Annotated in this window: 15 protein-coding genes; 8 read left to right on the forward strand and 7 right to left on the reverse strand. The window is 72.2% G+C overall.

Annotation, left to right across the window (positions count from 1 at the left end):
* Positions 1-11 precede the first annotated feature (11 nt).
* On the reverse strand, positions 12-1,700 hold the full coding sequence (locus tag HW130_RS09385) for a PucR family transcriptional regulator ligand-binding domain-containing protein (RefSeq protein ID WP_177148998.1): 1,689 nt from the start codon (positions 1,698-1,700) through the stop codon (positions 12-14).
* A 288-nt stretch (positions 1,701-1,988) separates the two neighbouring features.
* On the opposite strand from HW130_RS09385, the gene HW130_RS09390 reads away from it, so the two are divergent.
* From HW130_RS09390 to HW130_RS09420, 7 genes are all read left to right on the forward strand, one after another.
* Positions 1,989-2,879 carry a xanthine dehydrogenase family protein subunit M gene (locus tag HW130_RS09390; protein ID WP_177148999.1) on the forward strand — a complete coding sequence of 297 codons (891 nt, stop codon included), beginning with the start codon at positions 1,989-1,991 and terminating at the stop codon, positions 2,877-2,879.
* A 2-nt stretch (positions 2,880-2,881) separates the two neighbouring features.
* The gene (locus HW130_RS09395; protein WP_177149000.1) at positions 2,882-3,481 is read left to right on the forward strand and encodes a (2Fe-2S)-binding protein; all 600 of its coding nucleotides are present in this window, start codon (positions 2,882-2,884) and stop codon (positions 3,479-3,481) included.
* A gap of 2 nt (positions 3,482-3,483) precedes the next feature.
* Entirely contained in the window at positions 3,484-5,889 is a 2,406-nt protein-coding gene (locus tag HW130_RS09400; protein WP_177149001.1) for a xanthine dehydrogenase family protein molybdopterin-binding subunit, read from the forward strand.
* 254 nt (positions 5,890-6,143) lie between these two features.
* Entirely contained in the window at positions 6,144-7,625 is a 1,482-nt protein-coding gene (locus tag HW130_RS09405; protein ID WP_177149002.1) for an NCS2 family permease, read from the forward strand.
* A gap of 45 nt (positions 7,626-7,670) precedes the next feature.
* Positions 7,671-8,822, forward strand: a complete 1,152-nt coding sequence (locus tag HW130_RS09410; RefSeq protein ID WP_177149003.1) for an XdhC/CoxI family protein — start codon at positions 7,671-7,673, stop codon at positions 8,820-8,822.
* 153 nt (positions 8,823-8,975) lie between these two features.
* Complete coding sequence (locus tag HW130_RS09415) at positions 8,976-9,605, forward strand: RNA polymerase sigma factor (protein ID WP_177149004.1); 630 nt, start codon at positions 8,976-8,978, stop codon at positions 9,603-9,605.
* Complete coding sequence (locus tag HW130_RS09420) at positions 9,602-10,345, forward strand: hypothetical protein (RefSeq protein WP_177149005.1); 744 nt, start codon at positions 9,602-9,604, stop codon at positions 10,343-10,345. Before HW130_RS09415 ends, HW130_RS09420 begins: the two co-directional genes overlap by 4 nt.
* 670 nt (positions 10,346-11,015) lie before the next feature.
* Here the strand turns inward: HW130_RS09420 and HW130_RS09425 are convergent.
* A complete protein-coding gene (locus HW130_RS09425; protein WP_256355986.1) occupies positions 11,016-13,673 on the reverse strand; it encodes an FG-GAP-like repeat-containing protein in 2,658 nt (885 codons plus the stop codon).
* Between the two features lie 346 nt (positions 13,674-14,019).
* On the opposite strand from HW130_RS09425, the gene HW130_RS09430 reads away from it, so the two are divergent.
* Positions 14,020-14,481, forward strand: coding sequence for a hypothetical protein (locus tag HW130_RS09430; RefSeq protein WP_256355987.1), 462 nt, complete (start codon positions 14,020-14,022; stop codon positions 14,479-14,481).
* A 94-nt stretch (positions 14,482-14,575) separates the two neighbouring features.
* Here the strand turns inward: HW130_RS09430 and HW130_RS09435 are convergent, their stop codons facing one another.
* From HW130_RS09435 to HW130_RS09455, 5 genes are all read right to left on the reverse strand, one after another.
* A complete protein-coding gene (locus HW130_RS09435; RefSeq protein WP_177149216.1) occupies positions 14,576-15,847 on the reverse strand; it encodes a VWA-like domain-containing protein in 1,272 nt (423 codons plus the stop codon).
* Positions 15,848-15,987: 140 nt separating this feature from the next.
* A complete protein-coding gene (locus HW130_RS09440; RefSeq protein WP_177149007.1) occupies positions 15,988-17,301 on the reverse strand; it encodes an AAA family ATPase in 1,314 nt (437 codons plus the stop codon).
* A 109-nt stretch (positions 17,302-17,410) separates the two neighbouring features.
* Positions 17,411-18,958 carry a hypothetical protein gene (locus tag HW130_RS09445; RefSeq protein WP_177149008.1) on the reverse strand — a complete coding sequence of 516 codons (1,548 nt, stop codon included), beginning with the start codon at positions 18,956-18,958 and terminating at the stop codon, positions 17,411-17,413.
* Positions 18,959-19,127: 169 nt separating this feature from the next.
* Entirely contained in the window at positions 19,128-19,517 is a 390-nt protein-coding gene (locus HW130_RS09450) for a RidA family protein (protein WP_177149217.1), read from the reverse strand.
* 353 nt (positions 19,518-19,870) lie between these two features.
* Complete coding sequence (locus HW130_RS09455; RefSeq protein ID WP_177149009.1) at positions 19,871-20,818, reverse strand: dihydropteroate synthase; 948 nt, start codon at positions 20,816-20,818, stop codon at positions 19,871-19,873.
* Between the last annotated feature and the right edge of the window lie 31 nt (positions 20,819-20,849).

Here is a 20,849-nt window from a genome sequence, read left to right on the forward strand (position 1 = left end):
ACGTGACCCGATCAGCTCATGCGCAGGGCCAGGAAGAAGTCCAGCTTGTCCTCCAGGCGTGAAAGGTCGCGGCCCGTCAGCTGTTCGATCCTGCCCACGCGGTACCGCAGCGTGTTCACGTGCAGATGCAGGCGCGTCGCGCAGCGGGTCCAGGAGCCGTCGCAGTCCAGGAACGCCTCCAGCGTGGGGATGAGTTCCGCGCGGTGGCGGCGGTCGTAGTCCCGCAGCGGATCCAGGAGGCGGGCCGTGAACGCACGGCGCACGTCGTCCGGCACGAACGGCAGCAGCAGCACGTGCGAGGCCAGCTCGTGGTGGCCCGCCGCGCACACCCGGCCGGGGCGCGCCGCCGCCACGCGACGGGCGTGGCGGGCCTCCTCCAGCGCGCCGCGCAGACCCTCCGCCGAGTGCACGGCCGCGCTGACGCCCAGCGTGAGCCGGCCGTCGCCGTCGAGACCGGCCGACAGCGGGGCGCGTACGGACTCCAGCAGGGCGTCGGCGTGCAGACCGGCGTCCGAGGGAGGCGTGACGTCCTCCTCCAGGCCGAGGGGGCTCACCGCCGGCAGCGGCACCAGCGCGATGGCCTCGTCACCGGTGTGCGCCACGGCGATCCGGTCCGCCGAGTCCGCTCCTGCGGCCGTCGGGTCGACCAGGATCTCCTCCAGCAGCGACTGCGCGACCGGGCCCGCCTCGATGCCCGACTCCGCGCCCCAGTCCACCCGGGCCACGACGACCTGCCAGTGCGGCGCGGTCCCCAGACCCGGCAGCAGTACCGGCGCGGCCACCCGCAGCCGTGCGGCGATCTCCGCCGGCGCGGCTCCCGTCTGGACCAGCTCCAGCACTTCCTGGGCGAGACGGCGCCGAACCGTGCGGGCCGCCTCCCGCCGGTCGCGTTCGACGGCGATCAGCTGGGTGACCCCCTGCAGCAGGTCGAGACGGGCCGCGGGCCAGTCCCCGGCGTCGGCCTCGACGGCCAGCAGCCAGTCCGACAGAACGCTCTCGCGGACGTCCCGCGACGCGGGCACGGCCCCACGGCCGGTGTTACGGATCGGGAAGAGCGAGTAGGTCACGCCCCCGACCACCGCCCGGTGCGGCGCCCGCCGGCCGGCCCGTACCGCCGCCAGGTGCTCGCCGGCCAGGGCCGCGCCGGTCTGCGCGGTGAGCCCCTCGCCGGCGCCGGCGATCTGCCGCCCGGTGGGGGAGAGGACCCAGGCCCGCAGGTCCAGGTCGGAGCCGAGGAGGTCGAGCACCGCGTCCGGACCGCCGCCCGCCGGACCGGAGGTCATCAGCCTCCTGTGTCTGTCGACGACTGCCGCGAGGTCCCCGGCGCGCTCCCCGGAGACCTGCCGCACGACGTACTCGGTGATCGTCGCGAATGCAACGGACTCGTTCACAGCGAACAACGGCAGCCGGTGGCGGGAACACGCCTGCACCAGATCATCGGGAATGTCGCCGAGCTCCGCCTCGCCCGCCGCGAGCCCCGCGACCTGAGCGCTCGCGAGGATGCGGACGAACGGTTCCGAGTCCTCGGCGCTGCGCCGCCAGGCGAGGCCGGTCAGCACCAGTTCGCCGCCCGAAAGGTACCGGCTCGGGTCCCGGAGATCGGTGGTCATCACGCCCCGCACGCCGCGGTCGAGCTCGTCCTCGCCGCCGAGCAGCCGCAGCCCCAGCGCGTCGGTCTCCAGCAGTGCGCGCAGCCGCATCTCGTCGCCACCGATCTGTCTCGTTGTTGCACGTTCCGGCCAGAGATCCTTTGGCCACGGTTTCCGGGGGGAAACGGTGAGGTTGCTGATCTCCGCCTTTCGTTCGAATCTACAAGACGGGAGAGGCGACCAGCCAACTCCTTCATGGTTTCGGTGACTGCACCGCTGGGATCACGCCTTGTGTACTGGACCACATCGCGTGAACAGCACATGAACATCCAGTCGAGGGCCGGCCGTCCCGGGCCCGTTGCGACGACGACCCCGAGATTGAGAAGAAGAGAGCCACTCATGGACTTCCTTCGCCCCGCCAGCTGGGAGGAGGCGCTCGCCGCCAAGGCCGAGCACCCCACCGCTGTCCCCATCGCGGGTGGCACCGATGTGATGGTCGAGATCAACTTCGACCACCGTCGGCCGGAGTACCTCCTGGATCTGAACCGCATCGGCGAACTGACCGAGTGGGAGGTCGGGGGAGAGAGCGTCCGGCTGGGTGCCTCCGTTCCGTACACCGACATCATGGAGCATCTGCGGGCCGAGCTGCCGGGCCTCGCGCTCGCCTCCCACACGGTCGCCTCCCCGCAGATCCGCAACCGCGGAGGGGTCGGCGGCAACCTCGGCACCGCGTCCCCGGCCGGGGACGCCCACCCGGCGCTGCTCGCCGCGGGCGCCGAGGTCGAGGTGGAGTCGGTGCGCGGCTCCCGCCTGATCCCGATCGACGAGTTCTACACGGGCGTCAAGCGCAACGCGCTGGCCCCCGACGAGCTCATCCGCGCCGTGCACATCAAGAAGGCCGACGGGCCCCAGCAGTACTCCAAGGTCGGCACCCGCAACGCGATGGTGATCGCGGTCTGCGCCTTCGGCCTCGCCCTGCACCCCGAGACCCGCACCGTGCGCACCGGCATCGGCTCCGCCGCCCCCACACCGGTGCGCGCCCACGCCGCGGAGGACTTCCTGAACGCCGCGCTCGAAGAAGGCGGATTCTGGGAGAGCGGGAACATCATCACCCCCTCGATCGCCAAGCAGTTCGCGGAGCTCGCCTCCGGCGCCTGCAACCCCATCGACGACGTGCGCGGCACCGCCAAGTACCGCCGTCACGCGGTGGGCATCATGGCCCGCCGCACGCTCGGCTGGACCTGGGAGCAGTACCGCGGCACCGCCCGCACGCTTGAAGGAGCTGCATAAGCATGCGCGTCAATTTCACCGTCAACGGACGCCGCCAGGAGGCGGACGACGTCTGGGAGGGCGAGAGCCTGCTCTACGTCCTGCGCGAGCGCCTGGGCCTGCCCGGCTCCAAGAACGCCTGTGAGCAGGGCGAGTGCGGCTCCTGCACCGTGAGACTCGACGGCGTCCCGGTCTGCTCGTGTCTGGTCGCGGCCGGCCAGGTCGAGGGCCGCGAGGTCGTCACCGTCGAGGGCCTCGCCGACTACGCCAAGCAGCGCGAGGAGCACGGCTGCGCGACCGGGGCGTGCGGCACGTCCCTCCAGGACGCGCAGCAGTGGCAGGCGAAGGGCACCGACTCGCAGACCGGCGAGGGCGCCGAGCTCTCCCCGATCCAGCAGGCGTTCATCGACGCCGGCGCCGTCCAGTGCGGCTTCTGCACCCCGGGCCTGCTGGTCGCCGCCGACGAGATGCTGGAGCGCAACCCCTCGCCCACCGACGAGGACATCCGCGAGGCCCTGTCCGGCAATCTCTGCCGCTGCACCGGATACGAGAAGATCCTCGACGCCGTCCGCCTCGCGGCCGCTCGTCAGGAGCGTCGGGGAAACCAGGAAGCGACGGTCTGACGATGACGCAGAACACCCGAGCCGCCTCCGTCCCGGCGGGCACTCCCACCAAGGTCACCCAGGGCTCCAGGACCAAGGGCGGCATCGGCGAGTCCACGCTCCGCCCCGACGGCACACTCAAGGTCACCGGCGAGTTCGCGTACTCCTCGGACATGTGGCACGAGGACATGCTCTGGGGCCAGATCCTGCGCTCCACCGTCGCGCACGCCGAGATCGTCTCCATCGACACCTCCGAGGCCCTGGCCCAGGCCGGCGTCTACGCCGTCCTCACCTATGAGGACCTGCCGACCGAGGTCAAGAACTACGGCCTGGAGATCCAGGACACCCCGGTCCTGGCCAACGGCGTCGTACGCCACCACGGCGAGCCCGTGGCCCTGGTCGCCGCGGACCACCCGGAGACCGCGCGCCGCGCCGCCGCCAAGATCAAGGTGGAGTACAGGGAGCTGCCCGTCGTCACCGACGAGGCGTCCGCGACCGCCCCCGACGCGCCGCTGCTGCACCCGGGCCGCGACGACCACCACGCCGGTCACGTCCCGCACCCCAACATCGTGCACCGCCAGCCCATCGTCCGCGGCAACGCCGACGAGGCCGCCGAGCGCGCCGATGTGATCGTCTCCGGCGAGTACGTCTTCGGCATGCAGGACCAGGCGTTCCTCGGGCCCGAGTCGGGGCTCGCCGTGCCCGCCGAGGACGGCGGAGTCGACCTGTACGTGGCCACGCAGTGGCTCCACTCCGACCTGCGCCAGATCGCCCCCGTCCTCGGCCTGCCCGAGGAGAAGGTCCGCATGACGCTGTCCGGCGTCGGCGGCGCCTTCGGCGGCCGCGAGGACCTGTCGATGCAGATCCACGCCTGCCTGCTGGCGCTGCGCACCGGCAAGCCGGTCAAGATCGTCTACAACCGGTTCGAGTCCTTCTTCGGGCACGTCCACCGCCACCCGGCGAAGCTCTGGTACGAGCACGGTGCCACCCGCGACGGCAAGATCACGCACATGAAGTGCCGGATCGTGCTGGACGGCGGCGCCTACGCCTCCGCCTCCCCGGCCGTCGTCGGCAACGCCTCCTCCCTCTCGGTGGGCCCGTACGTCATCGACGACGTCGACATCGAGGCCATCGCCCTCTACACCAACAACCCGCCCTGCGGCGCCATGCGCGGCTTCGGCGCGGTCCAGGCGTGCTTCGCCTACGAGGCGCAGATGGACAAGCTGGCCAAGGCCCTCGACATGGACCCCGTCGCGTTCCGGCAGCTCAACGCCATGGAGCAGGGCACCCTGCTGCCGACCGGGCAGGCGGTCGACTCGCCGGCCCCGGTCGCCGAGCTGCTGCGCCGGGTCAAGGCCCGCCCGCTGCCGCCCGAGCGCCAGTGGGAGACCACCGAGGGCTCGGACGTCCGCGCGCTGCCCGGCGGCCTGTCCAACACCACGCACGGCGAGGGCGTCGTCCGGGGTGTCGGCTACGCGGTGGGCATCAAGAACGTCGGCTTCTCCGAGGGCTTCGACGACTACTCCACCGCCAAGGTGCGCATGGAGGTCGTGGGCGGCGAGGCCGTCGCGACCGTGCACACCGCGATGGCGGAGGTCGGCCAGGGCGGTGTCACCGTCCACGCCCAGATCGCCCGCACGGAGCTGGGCGTCACCCAGGTGACCATCAACCCCGCCGACACGCAGGTGGGCTCGGCAGGTTCCACCTCCGCCTCCCGCCAGACGTACGTCACCGGCGGCGCGGTGAAGAACTCCTGCGAGCTGGTCCGCGAGAAGGTCCTGGAGATCGGGCGCCGCAGGTTCGGCAGCTACCACCCGGCCTGGGCCACCGCCGAGCTGCTGCTGGAGGGCGGCAAGGTCGTCACCGACGGCGGCGAGGTCCTCGCCGACCTGGTGGACGTGCTGGAGGACGAGGCCGTCGAGATCGAGGCCGAGTGGCGCCACCGCCCCACCGAGGCGTTCGACCTGCGCACCGGCCAGGGCAACGGCCACGTGCAGTACTCGTTCGCCGCGCACCGCGCGGTCGTCGAGGTGGACACCGAGCTCGGTCTGGTCAAGGTCATCGAGCTCGCCTGCGCCCAGGACGTCGGCAAGGCCCTCAACCCGCTGTCCGTCGTCGGCCAGATCCAGGGTGGCACCACCCAGGGCCTGGGCGTCGCGGTCATGGAGGAGATCATCGTCGACCCGAAGACCGCGAAGGTCAGGAACCCCTCCTTCACGGACTACCTGATCCCCACCATCCTCGACACGCCGACCATCCCGGTCGACGTGCTCGAACTCGCCGACGACCACGCCCCGTACGGGCTGCGCGGCATCGGCGAGGCCCCGACCCTGTCGTCCACCCCGGCCGTCCTCGCGGCGATCCGGAACGCGACGGGTCTCGAACTGAACAGGACGCCGGTGCGCCCCGAGCACCTCACCGGCACCTGACAGATCCCCTCCACTTCTCCGGGCGGTGCGTGCCATGCCTCCAAAGGAACGCCACTTCCGCACTGCCCGTGCCGCCCGGAGAACCCGAGTGCCGCACCGCTCGCGGCCACAGCACCACCCCGCAGTACGAGCAGTACCCGCAGAGCAGGTTCGTCTCGGGCCGTCCCCCGGGTCGTGCAGCCGAAGCACTTTCCCAAATCCCGCCATGGAAATCCTTCCGGCGGGTGCCCCTGTGAACCTTGGGAGCAGGCACCATGACCCAGCAGTCCACTGAGCCGAGGACCACGGCGGAGGACGCCGGCGCAGGTACGCGCCAGCCCGCCGGCCGGTCCTGGCTCGACCGTTACTTCCACATAACCCAGAGAGGGTCGACCATCGGGCAGGAGGTGCGTGGCGGCATCACCACCTTCATGGCGATGGCGTACATCGTCCTGCTGAACCCGGTGATCCTTTCGGTGCCCGATGCGACCGGCGCGAAGCTCGACGGTGATCAGGTGACCACCGCGACCGTCTTCGCCGCGGCCGCCACCACCATCGTGATGGGTCTCATCGGCAACGTGCCGCTGGCCCTCGCCGCCGGACTCAGTGTCTCCGCCGTGATGGCATTCCAGGTCGCCCCCGAGATGTCGTGGGGTAACGCGATGGGCATGTGCGTCATCTACGGCGCCGTGATCGTCCTGCTCGTCGTCACCGGCCTGCGGGAACTGATCATGAACGCGATCCCCTTGGCGCTGAAGCACGCCATCACCATGGGTATCGGTCTGTTCGTCTGTCTCATCGGCCTCGTCCAGGCCGGATTCGTCACCTCCATGCCCGGTGAGGGCGGCATCGCCGGCGCCAAGCCGATCCAGCTCGGCACGCACGACATGCTCACCGGCTGGCCGGTGCTCTGCTTCTCCGTCACCGTCCTGCTGATCTTCCTGCTCCAGGTGCGCAAGGTCCCCGGTGCGATCCTCATCGGCATCGTCGGCGGCACGCTCTTCGCCGCCGTCGTCCACCAGTTCGCCGGTCTCGACAAGGCCGCCTGGGGCGGTCTGAACGCGCCCGAGATCACCGGATCGATCGTCTCGACCCCCGACTTCGGCCTGTTCGGCGCCGTCTCCTTCGACGGCATGGCCGACGTCGGCGGCATCACCGTCGGCGTCATCGTCTTCACCCTGGTGCTGGCCGGATTCTTCGACGCCATGGGCACCATCATCGGCATCGGCCAGCAGGCCGACCTCGCCGACGACAAGGGCAAGATGCCCGGCCTCAACAAGGCCCTCGCCATCGACGGCGCGGGCGGCGCGATCGGCGGCCTCGCGGGCGCCTCCGGCCAGACCGTCTTCGTCGAGTCCACCGCCGGCGTCGGCGACGGCGCGCGCACCGGCCTGGCCAGCGTCGTCACCGGTCTCGCGTTCACGCTCTGCCTCTTCTTCACCCCGCTGGCCCAGCTCATCCCGACCCAGGTTGCCGCGGGCGCGCTGGTCGTCATCGGCTCGATGATGATGACCAACGCCAAGCACATCGACTGGAACGACTCGGCCACCTCCATCCCGGTCTTCCTGACCACGGTGCTGATGCCGTTCACCTACTCCATCACCGCGGGCATCGCCGCCGGTGTCATCGCCCACGTCCTGATCAAGGCGGTCCAGGGCCGGGCGCGCGACATCGGCTGGCTGATGTGGGTCCTGTCCGCCGTGTTCCTCGCCTACTTCGCCCTGAATCCGATCGAGGGCTGGCTGGGAATCAAGTAACACCTCCGCCGCCCCTCCGCACACCTTCATCCCGAGGAGACCGACATGCTGGACATCGCCGAAGAGCTGAACCGGTGGGTCGAGCAGGGCCGTTCGTTCGCCGTCGCCACCGTCGTCGCCGTCGGGGGCAGCGCACCCCGCCAGCCGGGCGCCGCGCTCGCCGTCGACAGCGAGGGCACGGCGATCGGCTCGGTCTCCGGAGGCTGTGTGGAGGGCGCGGTGTACGACCTGTGCACCCAGGCGCTCCAGGACGGTGAAAGCGTCCTGGAACGCTTCGGATACAGCGACGAGGACGCGTTCGCCGTGGGTCTGACCTGCGGCGGCGTCATCGACGTCCTCGTCACCCCCGTACCCGCGGACGCTCCCGGCAGGGAGGTGTTCGCGGCCGCGCTGGCCACCGCCGCCCGAGGGGAGGCAGCGGCGATCGCGCGGATCACCGACGGCCCCGCGGAACTGGCGGGCCGCGCCCTGCTGGTGCGCCCCGACGGCAGCTGCGAGGGATCGCTCGGCGGCCACCCGGAGCTGGACCGCACGGCGGCCGCCGAGGCCGCGGCCATGCTGGACGCCGGCCGCACCGGTACCGTCGTCATCGGCGAGGACGGCTCGCGCTGCGGCCGGCCGCTGACCCTGCTCGTCGAGTCGAGCGTGCCCGCGCCGCGCATGATCGTCTTCGGCGCCATCGACTTCGCCTCCGCGCTCGTGCGGGTGGGCAAGTTCCTCGGCTACCACGTCACCGTCTGCGACGCGCGGCCCGTCTTCGCCACGAGGACCCGCTTCCCGGACGCGGACGAGATCGTCGTCGACTGGCCGCACCGCTACCTGGAGTCCGCCGAGGTGGACGGCCGCACCGTCCTGTGCGTCCTGACCCACGACGCCAAGTTCGACGTCCCGCTCCTGGAACGGGCGCTGCGGATGCCCGTCGCGTACGTCGGGGCCATGGGCTCGCGCCGCACCCACGAGGACCGCAACAGGCGACTGCGGGAGGTCGGCGTCACCGAACTGGAACTCGCCCGGCTGCGGTCCCCGATCGGCCTCGACCTCGGCGCGCGCACACCGGAGGAGACGGCGCTGTCCATCGGCGCGGAGATCGTGGCGAACCGCCGCGGCGGCAGCGGTGTCTCGCTGGCCGGCGCGCACACGCCGATCCACCACGACGGACCCGACGCCGTGGCGGGCCGGATCGGGTCGGTGGCGTAGCCCCGGCCGCGGGGTGCGCGGCGCCGTGGTCCGTGCCGCCTACACCTGTCAGCTGTGACGTTTCTGTGAGTCCTGGCGCTGAGTTGTGTGTGGGGGGACACACGCGGGTCATGGTCATGGGCATGACGTGACCGCAATGACGAAGAGGAACGAGTGAGCAAGGAGCGGGGCGACCGACGTGCGCAGGCGCACGACACGGAGCTCGGTGACGCGGTCGCGAGAGCACAGCAGGGTGACGAGGCGGCCTTTTCCCGGGCTTACCGGATCGTCCATCCCCCACTTCTCGGGTTCCTGCGCGGACTCGTCGGCGACGACGCGGAGGACGTGGCCTCCGAGGCCTGGCTCGAAATCGCCCGTGACATCGGGCGCTTCCGCGGAGACGGGGCCGGCTTCCGGGCCTGGACGGCGAGCATCGCGCGCAACCGGGCCATCGACCACCTGCGCCGTATCAGGAGCCGTCCGCGCGGCACGTTCCTCGAGAACGACCTCGCCGAGATGCCGGCTCGTCAGGACACGGCGGAAGAGGCGTTCGAGACCGTCTCGACCCAGGAGGCACTTGCGCTCATCGCGCGGCTTCCGCGCCAGCAGGCCGAGGCCGTACTGCTCCAGACGGTCATCGGACTGGACGGGCCGACCGCCGCCCGTGTGCTCGGCAAGCGGCCCGGCGCCGTCCGCTCCGCCACCCACCGCGGCCTGAAACGACTGGAGAAGCACCTCGCCCCACTCCGGCCGAAGGGGTGTGTGACAGATTCGGACCCCTGTGCGCTGGGAGGGGCGAGATGACCGAAAACCGATCTGGAGACGCGACGGGCCCCGGGCCCGAGTCGCAGCCCACGCCCCCGGCGCTCGACGAGGTGCTGGCCGCCGCCGCGCGTCCCGCGCCAGTCGAGCCCGAGCCCGCCGAACGCGCGCTCGCGGCCTTCCGCGCCGCGCGCGCCGAAGGCGCACTCTCGCTGCCCACCCGGCCCGAGGACGACTGGCGCACCGCGCCCCCGCCGCGCATCCGCGCGCGAGGGCTCAAGGTGGGCATCGGCGCGCTCGTCGCCGGTGTGATGTTCGGCGGAGTGGCGATGGCGGCCGGCGCGATCCCGGTGCCCTTCGGCGAACCGCCGGCGCAGCGGCCCGGCCCCGTGCCCGGCGCCCCGTCCGACGGGGAGCCGCCCCCGGAGACCGTCGGCGAGCAGGCCGCGCCGCCCACGGCGGGGACATCCGCCGCGCCGTGGGGCGAGCACCCGCCGACGGCGAAGGACGAGGAGGCGCACTGCCGCGCGTACGACAAGGCGAGGCGGCGCAATGACGCCGCCGTGGCGGGCGCGATGCGGGAGCGACTGGAGGAGGCGGCGGGCGGCCCGCACGCCGTCGCGGCGTACTGCGACGAGCTGTTGGCCGAGTCGGACGCCGGACCCGGTTCCGGCGGCAGAGGACCGAAGCAGTCCCGCCCGCCGGCCGCCGACGCGCCGGATACGCCCCCGGGCAAGGACATGAACGATTCGCCGCGGCACCGGCAGTTCCCCAAGGACTGAGGACCGCCGCCGGTGTCAGCCCGGTCTCGCGGCCGGACGCCCCTCGGGGCCCGTGCGGGCGGACGGGGCCGGAGAGCGCTGCCGTGTGGTGCTCGAACCCGTGCCGGCGGTCCGCGGGCCCGTGTCGGTGGGCCAGGCCGGTGCGCGACCGGGCGATCCGCCGGGGGCGGCGTGTCGCGGACGGGGGACCGGGCTGATGCGACGGACGCTCTCTTGGACATGGGTCCGGTGGCGGTTGCAGGGCGTGCCCGGCTGCCGGCGGCGCGCGGACCCGTGGCGGTGTGTCCGGTCGGTGCGCGACCGGGCGGGGCGGCGTGGCTGTGTGTCGCGGTCGGCGGACGGACGACCGGGCCGATGCGACAGCACGAGGTAGCACGAGGTGCGCACCGTGCGCGTGGCGCTCCAGACCGCCCGCGCCGAGCTGCCGACCACAGGCGCTCTCCTCGGGGCAATGGGTGCGGTGGCGGTTGCCAGGCGCGCCGAACTCCAGGTGGCCCGGGGCCGTCAGGCGCCCGGCGGATCGACGCACCCCCCGCCCGAGCAGGCCGAGCCCTGCAGCACCCGGCGGGCGACGCGGCGGTCCCGGAACCGCGCGGGCCCGCCGGACGCCCCCTTCGGGGTCCGGCGGGCCCGGTGGAGGGAGCCGGCCGCGCGGCCGGCTCCCCGCGGACTACGGCGTCAGCACCAGACCGATGCGCACACCCGTCGGCGCGCCCAGCGCCGCCGTGCCGTAGTAGACGCCGGATGCCGGCGTGATGCCGCTGCTGCTGCTGTTGTCCAGCTGCAGCACCGTGCCGTTGTTCGCGTCCTCGCCGTCCGCGCCGATCGCCACGTCCGCGCGCACGTAGCCGGACAGGTCGGCCAGCGTGACGGACGAGCCGAGGCGGTCGTTCGACTCCGTCGTGCCCGGCATGTTGGTGGTGTCCTGGTGGTACGCCACCGATCCCGTCGCCGTCGGCCCGGTCGACGAACCGCGCAGCAGGATCGCGAGGCCGGCGTTGGTCTGTGCGACGCCGCTGCGAGTGATGTCCTCGCCGGGCAGGCCGGTGAGGATGTCGTCGTAGCCGTCGAGGTTCGCGTCGCCGACGGACACGGACGCACCCATGTCGTCACCGGTCTCGCCCGTCTCCGGCACGCCGGTCGTGTCCTGGCCGAGCGACTTGCGGCCGGTCGACGTCAGACCCGTGGACGAACCGAACACGACGGTCACGGCACCGCCCTTGAGCGTGTGGCCCGACTCCGTGGTGCTCGGCTGGCCGACCGCGAGGTCCGCGTAGCCGTCGCCGTTGATGTCGCCCGAGGCGAGCGAACGGCCGCCGCGCGCGTCCAGGATGCCGACGCGCTGCAGGCCCGTGGCCGAGCCCTTGAGCCACAGCAGACGGCCCACGCCGCCCGGGTCGCGGTACGACACCGCCACGTCGCCGTAGCCGTCCTTGTTGAAGTCACCGGCCGCCGTGCTCGCGTACGCGACAGCTCCCGTGTACGCGGCGGTGTTCAGGTATCCGGAGCGGGCGACACCGGTCGCGCTGTCGAACACCCACCAGCGGCCCGGCTTGCCCGGTGCCACGGAGAACACGTCGGACTTGCCGTCCGCGTTGAAGTCTCCGGTGGCCACGGCGGCGCCCAGCTTCTCGCCCGCCACGCGCGTCGTCTCGTTGGTCCAGTAGGACTTGCCCGAGCTCAGCCCGGGACCGTACAGCACGGTCACCTGGCCGGTGTCCGCCTGCGTGGAGGTGCCGTCCTCGCCCGGCGCGCCGACGAGCAGGTCGCCGTAGCCGTCGCCGTTGACGTCGCCCCACGCGCTGTCCGAACCGAAGCCGTCACCGGCCTCCGAACTGCCCGGCACGCCGGTGCTGTTCTGGTTGATCGTCCGGCGGGCGGCCGAGTTGGGGCCGGCGTCGTTGCCCGGGAGCACCACGACGCTGCCGTCGCTGCTGGAGACCCGGGGCAGGCCGACGACCAGGTCCGGCACGCCGTCCCGGTTGAAGTCGCTCGTCGGGACCGCGGAGTTGCGGCCGGCGCCGGCCGCGAAGTCGCGGATCGGGGTCAGCTTCGCGTACAGGTTCTTGCCCGGGCAGGCCGTCGCGAACGCGTCCCGGTGACCGGAGATCACGCTCATGGTGGCCGACTGGCCCTCGCTGTACTTGCCGGTGTTGCCCTGGGCGACCAGCGTCACCGTGCCCTTGGGGTTGCCGCCGTACTGCCCGAGCTTCCAGGCCGCGACGCGCGCGGTCGACTGCAGTGCGGCGGTCGTCGGACGCCCCGCCGCCTTGCCGGTCGCCGTGTCGCCCTCGAAGTCACCGAGCAGGGCGATGCCGGTGGAGTAGCTGTTGAAGCCGTACGTGTGGGCGCCCTTGACCGGCAGGTCGGCGCCGCCGCCGCGGCCCTCGAAGACGCGGCCGCACTTGTCGACCAGGAAGTTGTAGCCCAGGTCGTTCCAGCCCTCGGTCTTGACGTGGTACGTCATGATGCCGCGGACCAGGGCGGCGGACTCGGCGCAGCTGTAGTTGTTGGAGCCGACCGTGTGGTGGACGTAGACGGCCTGCACCTTGTCGATGTACTCGGCCGGGTCGTCGACGATCGACTCGTCGGCTCCCCACTGGGCGCGCGAGATGATCGGCGGCCGCTTCACCGTCGACGGCGGAGCGGTCGGCTTGGTGGCCGTGGGGCTGGGGCTCGTACTCGGGCTCGCCGAGCCGCTCGGGGAGGGCGACACCGAGGCCGAGTCCGTCGGCGCCGGCGTCGCGGAGTCCGTGGGGGCGCCGGGGTCCGACGGCGAGGCCGCGTCGGTGGGCGTGGCGGAGTCCGAGGGCAGCGCCGTCTCCGAGGCGAACGCGGCCGGTTCCATGCCCGTGCCGGCCGGGTTCTTCGCCTCGGCCCTGCTGACGCCCGGGTCGACCATGTGCAGCTTGAGCCCCTTGGGCAGCGCCTTGTCGGCCTTCACCCGCACCTGGACGGCGGTGGAGGGGCCGACCCACAGCGGCTCGGAGGCGCCGCGGGCCGTGCCCTCCGGGGTGTCCGGGCCGTGCGAGTCGAGCTCCAGGGCCTGCCAGGGCGACCACTTGCCCGACTTCTTCTCCCGCGTACGCACCTGCGCGGTGCCCTCGACCTCGGCCGACGCGCTGTCCCAGCCGATGCCGACGAGCGAGAACTGCTCGGTGTCGGTCGCCGGCAGCTCCCGGTCGGTGGCCGTGCCGCCGCCGAGCTGCATCGTGCGCAGGGCGGCGGCCCGCTCCTGCTGCTTCTGACCGCCGGGGGAGTCGGACGGGTTGGCCGTGGCGATCGTGACGATGCCGGCCCCGCCGAGAACGACGGCACCGAGCGTCAACCACGCCCGGCGCTTCGTGCTCAGTGGTCGGTACGCATGCGACGTACGCGGGCTCAAGTGCCCCACCTCTCCAGAATGTCCATGTGGCGCGCCTCTTTGGGACGGGCGGCCCACGCATCCCAGCGGCCCGCGCCACACAGGCATCACGGGTTCACGCCAACTTGTGGCGCACCTCACAGTTTTGGGGCGGTCGGCGCCTCGACGACGTCTGAAGAGCGCCGATGGTTGTACGCGCCGGCTCCGAGGTTCCTGTGAGAACGGACACCGACACGGGCCGTGATGCTCTCCGCATTGCTTTCGCTGGGACGGATGAGCTGGTCATGGCCGTTTGGTGGGGAGGAAACGGATGCCGATCGAAGGGCGTGCAGCGCAGCTGCCGGACGCCGACGGCATGCAGGGGTATGCCGCAGGCTTCGTCGCCGAGATGAACGAGCGCAGCAGACTGCCGCTCGACTACAGCGTGGTGAGCCTGAGACTCGTGGACTTCGTCGTCGACGGACTCAGACGCGGCGGACCGGAGCGCTCGGGCGTCGACCGCATCCTGCAGGGCCTCGGCGCCTACGTCGGCGAGGTGATCGTCCGCCGGGCGGGCGCGCGCTGGGTCGACCTGGACGCGGAACAGACCGAGCTGTTCGGACAGACCGTCGGCCTCCGCATGCCCGACGGCCGGGTCTGGAACCCGCTCGGCAAGGTGGTCAAGCGCTTCGAGCACGGCACCTCGGAGTCGGTCGAGCGTTTCTATCTGCTGCTGCACGGCCGCCGCCCCCCGAACCGCCGCGGCCCGCTCCCGGAGCGCGCCGCGTGCTGAAGCCGGGGGCTGGGGGCTGACGCCCCCAGCCCCATGCGCCGGCTTCGCGCCGCGGGGCGCCCGCCGGGCGGCGATGCCGCACCACCGCGCTTTCTCAGCCGATGGCGACGACACGCGCCCAGGACGGCGGGGTGTCCGGGACGTAGTCGGGGTTCTCCTCGGACACGGCGCGCACGGGACGGGGGAAGAGACCGACGACGGTGCGGCACGGCGGCTGAGCGGAGGGCCACGGCGTCTGACCGTCCGTCAGGGCGACGATCACGTCCGGGCGGGGCCGGGAGCGGAGCGCCCGGGCGAAGCCGGAGCGCAGATCCGTTCCTCCGCCGCCGACCAGCTCGATGTTCTCGGCGCGGCAGAGCGGGACTGCCACCCCGGCCGCCGCGTCGCAGGTGATCACCGAGACCAGGTCGCGCCGCCCGCCCACCGCCCGCGAGATCGCCGCCACCTCCAGCAGCGCGCTGCCCAGCTCGGCGTCGCTCACCGACCCGGAGGTGTCGATCACGACGCAGACCCGGGGCGGCGTACGGCGCAGGCTGGGCAGCAGCACTCCGGGGACACCGGCCGAGCGCCGGGACGGACGCCGGTAGCTGTGGTCCTCGCCCGCCCCGGGCGCACCCGCCGCCGAGCGGACCGCCGCCCCCAGCAACTGCCGCCACGGCTGCGGCGGATGGAACGCCTCGTCCGCCCACCGGCGCCACCCCTCCGGAGCGTCGCCCGGCCGGCCCTTGATCCCCTCGGCGACCCGGAAGCGGACCGCGTCCCGCTGCTGCCTGCTCAGCCCGTGTGCCCCGTCGGGCCCCAGCTCCCACGGCCGGACCTGCCCGTCGGCACCACTGCCGCAGTCCAGCCAGGCCAGCTCCGCGGCGAGCCCGGACATCGACGCCGTCCGCAGGTACTCCTCCATCAGCAGCCCGTCGGGCAGCCGCAGCAGCGACGGCAGCACGGCCCCGGCAGGCAGGGGCAGACCGTCACCGTAGATGTCGTCGTTGATCTCGAAGTCGGCGGCGATGTTCCGCCGCAGCCTCCCCCAGCCATCGGCCGGGGGGACCCTCCTCCTGCCTTCGGCGGGGGCACCCCCCATCTCGCTTCGCTCGCCCGGCCCGTGCTCCGCGTGCTCCCGCGCATACCGCTCGCCCCGCCCGTGGTGGTCCCGGAGCAGATGGGAGACCTCGTGCACCCAGACGCCCGCCAGCTCCTCCACCGGGGTGCGCGCCACGAAGCCGGGGGAGACGTAGCAGCGCCAGTGCGCGTCCACCGCCATCGTCGGCACCGACCGGTCCTCCACCACGTGCAGCGCGAAGAGCGCGGCGGCCAGGTAGGGGCGGACCTTCACCGCGTGCAGCCGGGCGGCCAGCAACTTCTCCAGGTCCAAGGAGAGTCCTGGCCGGTCGTCCGGCCCGCCGGAGCCGGCCGGCGGCCCCGGCACGGTGGCCCGCACCGGGCGCGGCGGCGCGGGCGGGGACATCGGGCGCGGCAACGGGCGCGGCCAACGCTTCGCGGCCCCTGTCATCGGCGCGACCCCGTCGGACGCCCGGCGTCGGCCGCCGCCGCGGCCCGCCCCACCGACCGGTCCGCCCGCCGGGCGAGACCGATCACTCCGGCCAGCCGCTCCACCGCCTCCGGCACCTCCCAGTCGTCGCGCCGCAGCGAGGCCAGCGCCGATGCCGGGGCGACCAGCAGGTCCGGGGCGCCGGTCTCCAGCGCCCGGACCAGCACCGCCCACCCCGCCTCCCACCGCTCCCGCTCCGGCCGCGCCCCGACGGCGGCCACGACCGCCTCCAGCGCGGCCTGACGCAGATCACCCCGCACCGGCAGCTCGGCGGAGGAGGGATCGGCCAGCAGCGTCTCGGGGTCCGGCAGGTCCATCCGGTCCAGATGGGCAAGGAGTTCGAGCCCCGGCCCGTCCCCCACCGCACCCCGCACCAGCAGCGCCAGCACCTCCCGGGAGACGGAGGCCGCCGTGCCGAAGGCCAGCAGGGTCAACGCAGCCTCCCAGCTCCGGGGCGAGGGCCAGGCACCGCCGCGCCGCGTCTCGGTGTTCGGCAGCCGGTGGATCAGCGTCGGCCGTGCCTCCAGGAAGCCGCAGACCGCGCGCCGGGCGAAAGCCACCGCCTCCGAAAGCCGCTCCGGCACCAGCCGGGGCAGCTCCGCCCGGGGCCAGACGCCGCCCAGCCCGCGCACCACCACCTCCCGGTCGTGCACCCAGTACAGATGCACGAACCGATTGGCCAGCGGCGGGCTCAGCTCCCACCCGTCCGCCGCCGACGCGCGCGGATTGGCGGCGGCGACGATCCGCACCCCCGGCGGCAGTTGCAGCGCACCGACCCTCCGCTCCAGGACGACCCGGAGCAGCGCGGCCTGGACGGCCGGGGTGGCGGTGGAGAGCTCGTCCAGGAAGAGCAGCCCCCGCCCGGCCCGCACGAGCTCCACGGCCCACTGCGGCGGCGCCATCGGCACCCCCTGCACCGCCGGGTCGTCGCCCACGACGGGCAGCCCGGAGAAGTCGGACGGTTCGTGGACGCTGGCGATCACGGTCGTCAGCGGCAGGTCGAGGGAGGCGGCGAGCTGCGTCAGGGCCGCGGTCTTGCCGATGCCCGGCTCGCCCCAGAGCAGCACCGGCAGGTCGGCCGCGACGGCCAGGGTGAGCGCCTCGAGCTGCTCGTCGGGGCGCGGCTCGGTGGTGGTGCTCCGCAGAAGGGTCAGGAGATCCTCGGCGAGGGCCAGTTGGGGACCGGATGCGGATGCGGATGCGTCGGCGGGGGTGGGTGCGGGCGTGCCGGCGGCCGGAACCGGGGCGGGCAGGAGGGTACTGGAGGTCATGGGCATCACCTGAAGTGGGATAAGGGAACGGGACGGCCCGTCCGGGATGTTGTGGGGCGTGCGGCGCGGAAGGCGCGGTGCGAGTACGGACTTGGGGTGGGGCGGCCGGTCAGCCGGTCAGGCCGGTGCGGGGCCGGGCCCGGCTGCTCCGCTTGCGACGCATCGCGAGAGGCGTACGGCGGTCGAGCCGGGGGCGGTGGCCGGTATCCGCGTGCCCGACGCCCGAGGCGTTCCCGCCCCCTGCCCCACCGGCACCGTGGTGCACGGCGACCAGCCCCGAGCGGAAGAGCCCGTGGTCGATGCGGCGCGCCGCGGCCGACTCCAGCTCCTCCCGGAGCGGCCCGTCGCGCAGGACAGCACCGGGGCCGAGCAGCCCTTCGACCACGGCCAGCGCCCCGGCGACGTCACCGTGGCCGAGCCGCTCCCGGACCGCGGGCAGTGCCTCCGGGTTGCGGTGCACCGCGTCGATCGCCCGCAGGCAGGGCAGCGCCGGGCCGCCGAGCGCCACCAGCAGCTCCTCCCGGCGCAGTTGGGCAGCGTCGTGATCGACCGCCGTCAGCACACCGTCCCGCAGCGCGATCCGGTGGACCTCGCCCCGGCATTCCACCCGGTGCGGATCGCCGGGCTCGGGGACGGCGCCGGCCGCCGGTGCCGAGCCGTACGCCGCCACCGAGCCGGACACCGCCAATGCCGCGGCGACGAGCGGATGCAGCCGGTCGGCGGTGACCAGCCCGGCCCGCAGCAGCTCCAGGTCCGGAAGGACCCGGACGGCGGCCTCCGGCAGCACCGGAAGCACCGCGACCTCCTGGGGCGGCAGCGCCTCCCGCAGCGGCCGGTACGTCGGGGCATGGCTGTCGTCGGGGGCGACGAGTTCGAGCACGGCACGGCTCCGCGCACCGAGCCGCACGGTGAAGGCCCCGCGAGGGCGCCCCTCGGCCCGCAACAGCAGTTCCGCCTCGGCGGCCCAACGTGCCGACGCCCACGAGTCGTCGTGGACGGTGGGCCGAGCGGGCCGAGCGGGCCGATCCGGCAGGTCCGGCGGATACAGCAGACCCATCGGGCCAGGCCGGCCGGGTGCGTGGGGCCGGTCGGGCGGACCCATGGACGGTGCCCCGCCCGCACCGCACCGCCGCGCCAGTTCGCCGCTTCGCCCGGCGTCCCACAGATGCCGGTGCAGGTCGAGCCGGAAACGCCGGTCGGGATGCGGGTGCTGGTGGTGCCCTGGGGCACCGTTCCCGGACTCCTCCCACAGGGCCAGGGACATCCGCTGTCCGGCGTCCGCCCGGGCCGGCGGCGTCCGCACCACCAACTGCAGCGGTGTGGCACCGGAACTTCCGTAACGCGCAAGGGAGATGGTGAGGCCGGGCCGGAGCCGCCCGTCCGGGGCGGTCCGGGGCATGTGCCAGCGGAGCAGATCCGGCGCCAGCCGACGCAGATCTGCACGGAGGCGGGCGACGAGATCGGTGCCGTGGCGGTCGCGCACGGCGCGCAGATCGAGATCGACATCGATCCGGGCGGCGGCGCAGGCCCCCGCCCAGTCACCGACCGCACGCCGTGCGGTCGCGGTCTCGATCATGGACAGTGGCACGGCGTACTCGCGCACGCGCTGCCACATCAACAGGCGGGTCGGAATCCCGTTCGCGGAGTGATGTGCCATCAGCACTCACCTTGCGCGAACGATTCCCCCAATCCGTACAAGGAGAAGTTCTTCATCCCCGGCATCATAAGCACCACGATGTGGATCTGTCAGTCCACTTCGACCGCGCGACCCCTCGGCCGGCCCCGGCCGGTGCGCCGACTCTCCGAGGTCGCAATGCCCTGCCGGGTCACCAGGGAATGACCGCCAGGGCCTCCACCTCGAGCAGCAGTTCCGGTCGGAACAGCGCGGCCACCTGTACTGCCGTGCTGGCCGGCGGACGCGCGGTGTCGATGCAGGCGTCGCGGGCGGCACGCACCTCCGGCAGGACGGCGATGTCGGTGACGTAGTAGGTGAGCTTGGCGACGTCCGCGAACGTGGCGCCACCTGCCGCCAGGCAACGCCGCAGGTTCTCGAAGACCTGGCGGGCCTGGGCAGCGGCGTCGCCCTCGCCGACCACATGTCCCTTCGCGTCCAGCGCGACCTGCCCGGAGATCACGACCAGCCGGCCTTCCCCTACGACCACATGGCTGTAGCCGTTGGCGGGAGCGACTCCGTCGGGCGGGATGCAGTCCAGCATGGTCTCTTCCGACTCGTCCCGCACATCTGACGCGTCTGACACACGTGTCCTTCCCGAGCTGCCGTCGACGACGCAACGATACGGCGGGGGAGCCTGGTTGGGGGCGCTTCTGTCTCTTCGGTCAGCGTCGTACCCGGTGCTCGGAATCGCGGTCGCGTCCATCGACGCGGACGGCGAGGCGATACACATCGAGGCCCGGTGCACGTCGGTGCGTCCTACCCGGCCGGCGGTACATGTTCGGACCCGCGGTTCCCGGCCGATACACCCAGCGCCGGACAGCATGTCGGGCTGGTCGAGGGCTGCCTCATCAGAACCGGGCTGTCACTCACGCCGACGACAACCCGACTTCAACCTCAGAAGGAATTCACTGGGCGGTCGACTCGGTCTTGTCCAGACCGAAGGGTTTGAGGGTCGAGTGCCTGGAGAGCAGCCAGTATCGCCCTGATCCTAGGCACTTCGTGAGTGCGGTAAATACCTGTTCCTCCAAGGTGTGCCAACACCGTAAAGAAGCCTTCCGCGGAACGGAACTCATCCTCGAAGAGGCTGAAAGCATGCGGCAAGGCGTGGCAAATTGGAAGACCTATTCGTCGCAATCGGAATGTATTGAGGAGGGTCCTGGCCTGATAATGAATGCGAACATTGGCGCTGACAGACCCCTCATGAGAGAAGCCGATTCCAGGGTCAATGACGATTCGATCAACTCCCATAGAGCGAGCGTGTTCCACGCGCCTATTAAAATATTCAAGCATCTCAGGGATGGGGTCTTCGTCGACACCCTTTGCGCTCACATCCCGAGAGTTCTCGCCTTCGACATGGCACAGAATAATCGTCGCCTGGTGGTCGGCCACTATTCGAAATATGTCACCGTCTGACGCCAACCCGCCGGAGTAATTCAGGAGGAGCGCCCCCGCTTCCAGGCATGAACGGGCGACGGCAGGCTCGTAGGTCTCGATCGAAACGCTGATACCTTGCTCAGCAAGTTCCTTCACGACTGGCACCAAGGCGGAGATCTGTTCGCGTGCGGTCACCTGCACAGTACGGGGATTGCTGGACTCGGCGCCGATGTCGACGATATCGGCTCCTTGCGCCGCGAGAATGCACCCTTTTCGGATAGCGGACCCAGTTGAGGTCGCGATGCTCTCTCGATATTTCGAGTCTTGAGAAAGGTTGACGCATCCCATGATGGCAGGGGTGGCGTCGACATCGATTTTCCGATTCCCCACGCGAAGTAGGTCGACAGGTAAGGAGAGGTCGCTCTCAAACCGCCGCGCTAGATCCACCAAATCAGTAAGGGAAATCACCGGACCTCACTCTCAATCAAGATACAGATCA

Origin of the sequence: Streptomyces sp. PKU-EA00015 (genome assembly GCF_013387495.1) — a bacterium.
In the GTDB taxonomy this organism is placed as follows: domain Bacteria; phylum Actinomycetota; class Actinomycetes; order Streptomycetales; family Streptomycetaceae; genus Streptomyces.

What these genes read in the sequence shown, in the direction of transcription:
- HW130_RS09405 (WP_177149002.1), top strand. Translation starts at nt 6,144, where the DNA reads ATGACCCAGCAGTCCACTGAGCCGAGGACCACGGCGGAGGACGCCGGC.
- HW130_RS09440 (WP_177149007.1), bottom strand. Translation starts at nt 17,301, where the DNA reads ATGACCTCCAGTACCCTCCTGCCCGCCCCGGTTCCGGCCGCCGGCACG.
- HW130_RS09400 (WP_177149001.1), top strand. Translation starts at nt 3,484, where the DNA reads ATGACGCAGAACACCCGAGCCGCCTCCGTCCCGGCGGGCACTCCCACC.
- HW130_RS09420 (WP_177149005.1), top strand. Translation starts at nt 9,602, where the DNA reads ATGACCGAAAACCGATCTGGAGACGCGACGGGCCCCGGGCCCGAGTCG.
- HW130_RS09430 (WP_256355987.1), top strand. Translation starts at nt 14,020, where the DNA reads ATGCCGATCGAAGGGCGTGCAGCGCAGCTGCCGGACGCCGACGGCATG.
- HW130_RS09450 (WP_177149217.1), bottom strand. Translation starts at nt 19,517, where the DNA reads ATGCTGGACTGCATCCCGCCCGACGGAGTCGCTCCCGCCAACGGCTAC.
- HW130_RS09390 (WP_177148999.1), top strand. Translation starts at nt 1,989, where the DNA reads ATGGACTTCCTTCGCCCCGCCAGCTGGGAGGAGGCGCTCGCCGCCAAG.
- HW130_RS09395 (WP_177149000.1), top strand. Translation starts at nt 2,882, where the DNA reads ATGCGCGTCAATTTCACCGTCAACGGACGCCGCCAGGAGGCGGACGAC.
- HW130_RS09445 (WP_177149008.1), bottom strand. Translation starts at nt 18,958, where the DNA reads ATGGCACATCACTCCGCGAACGGGATTCCGACCCGCCTGTTGATGTGG.
- HW130_RS09410 (WP_177149003.1), top strand. Translation starts at nt 7,671, where the DNA reads ATGCTGGACATCGCCGAAGAGCTGAACCGGTGGGTCGAGCAGGGCCGT.
- HW130_RS09385 (WP_177148998.1), bottom strand. Translation starts at nt 1,700, where the DNA reads ATGCGGCTGCGCGCACTGCTGGAGACCGACGCGCTGGGGCTGCGGCTG.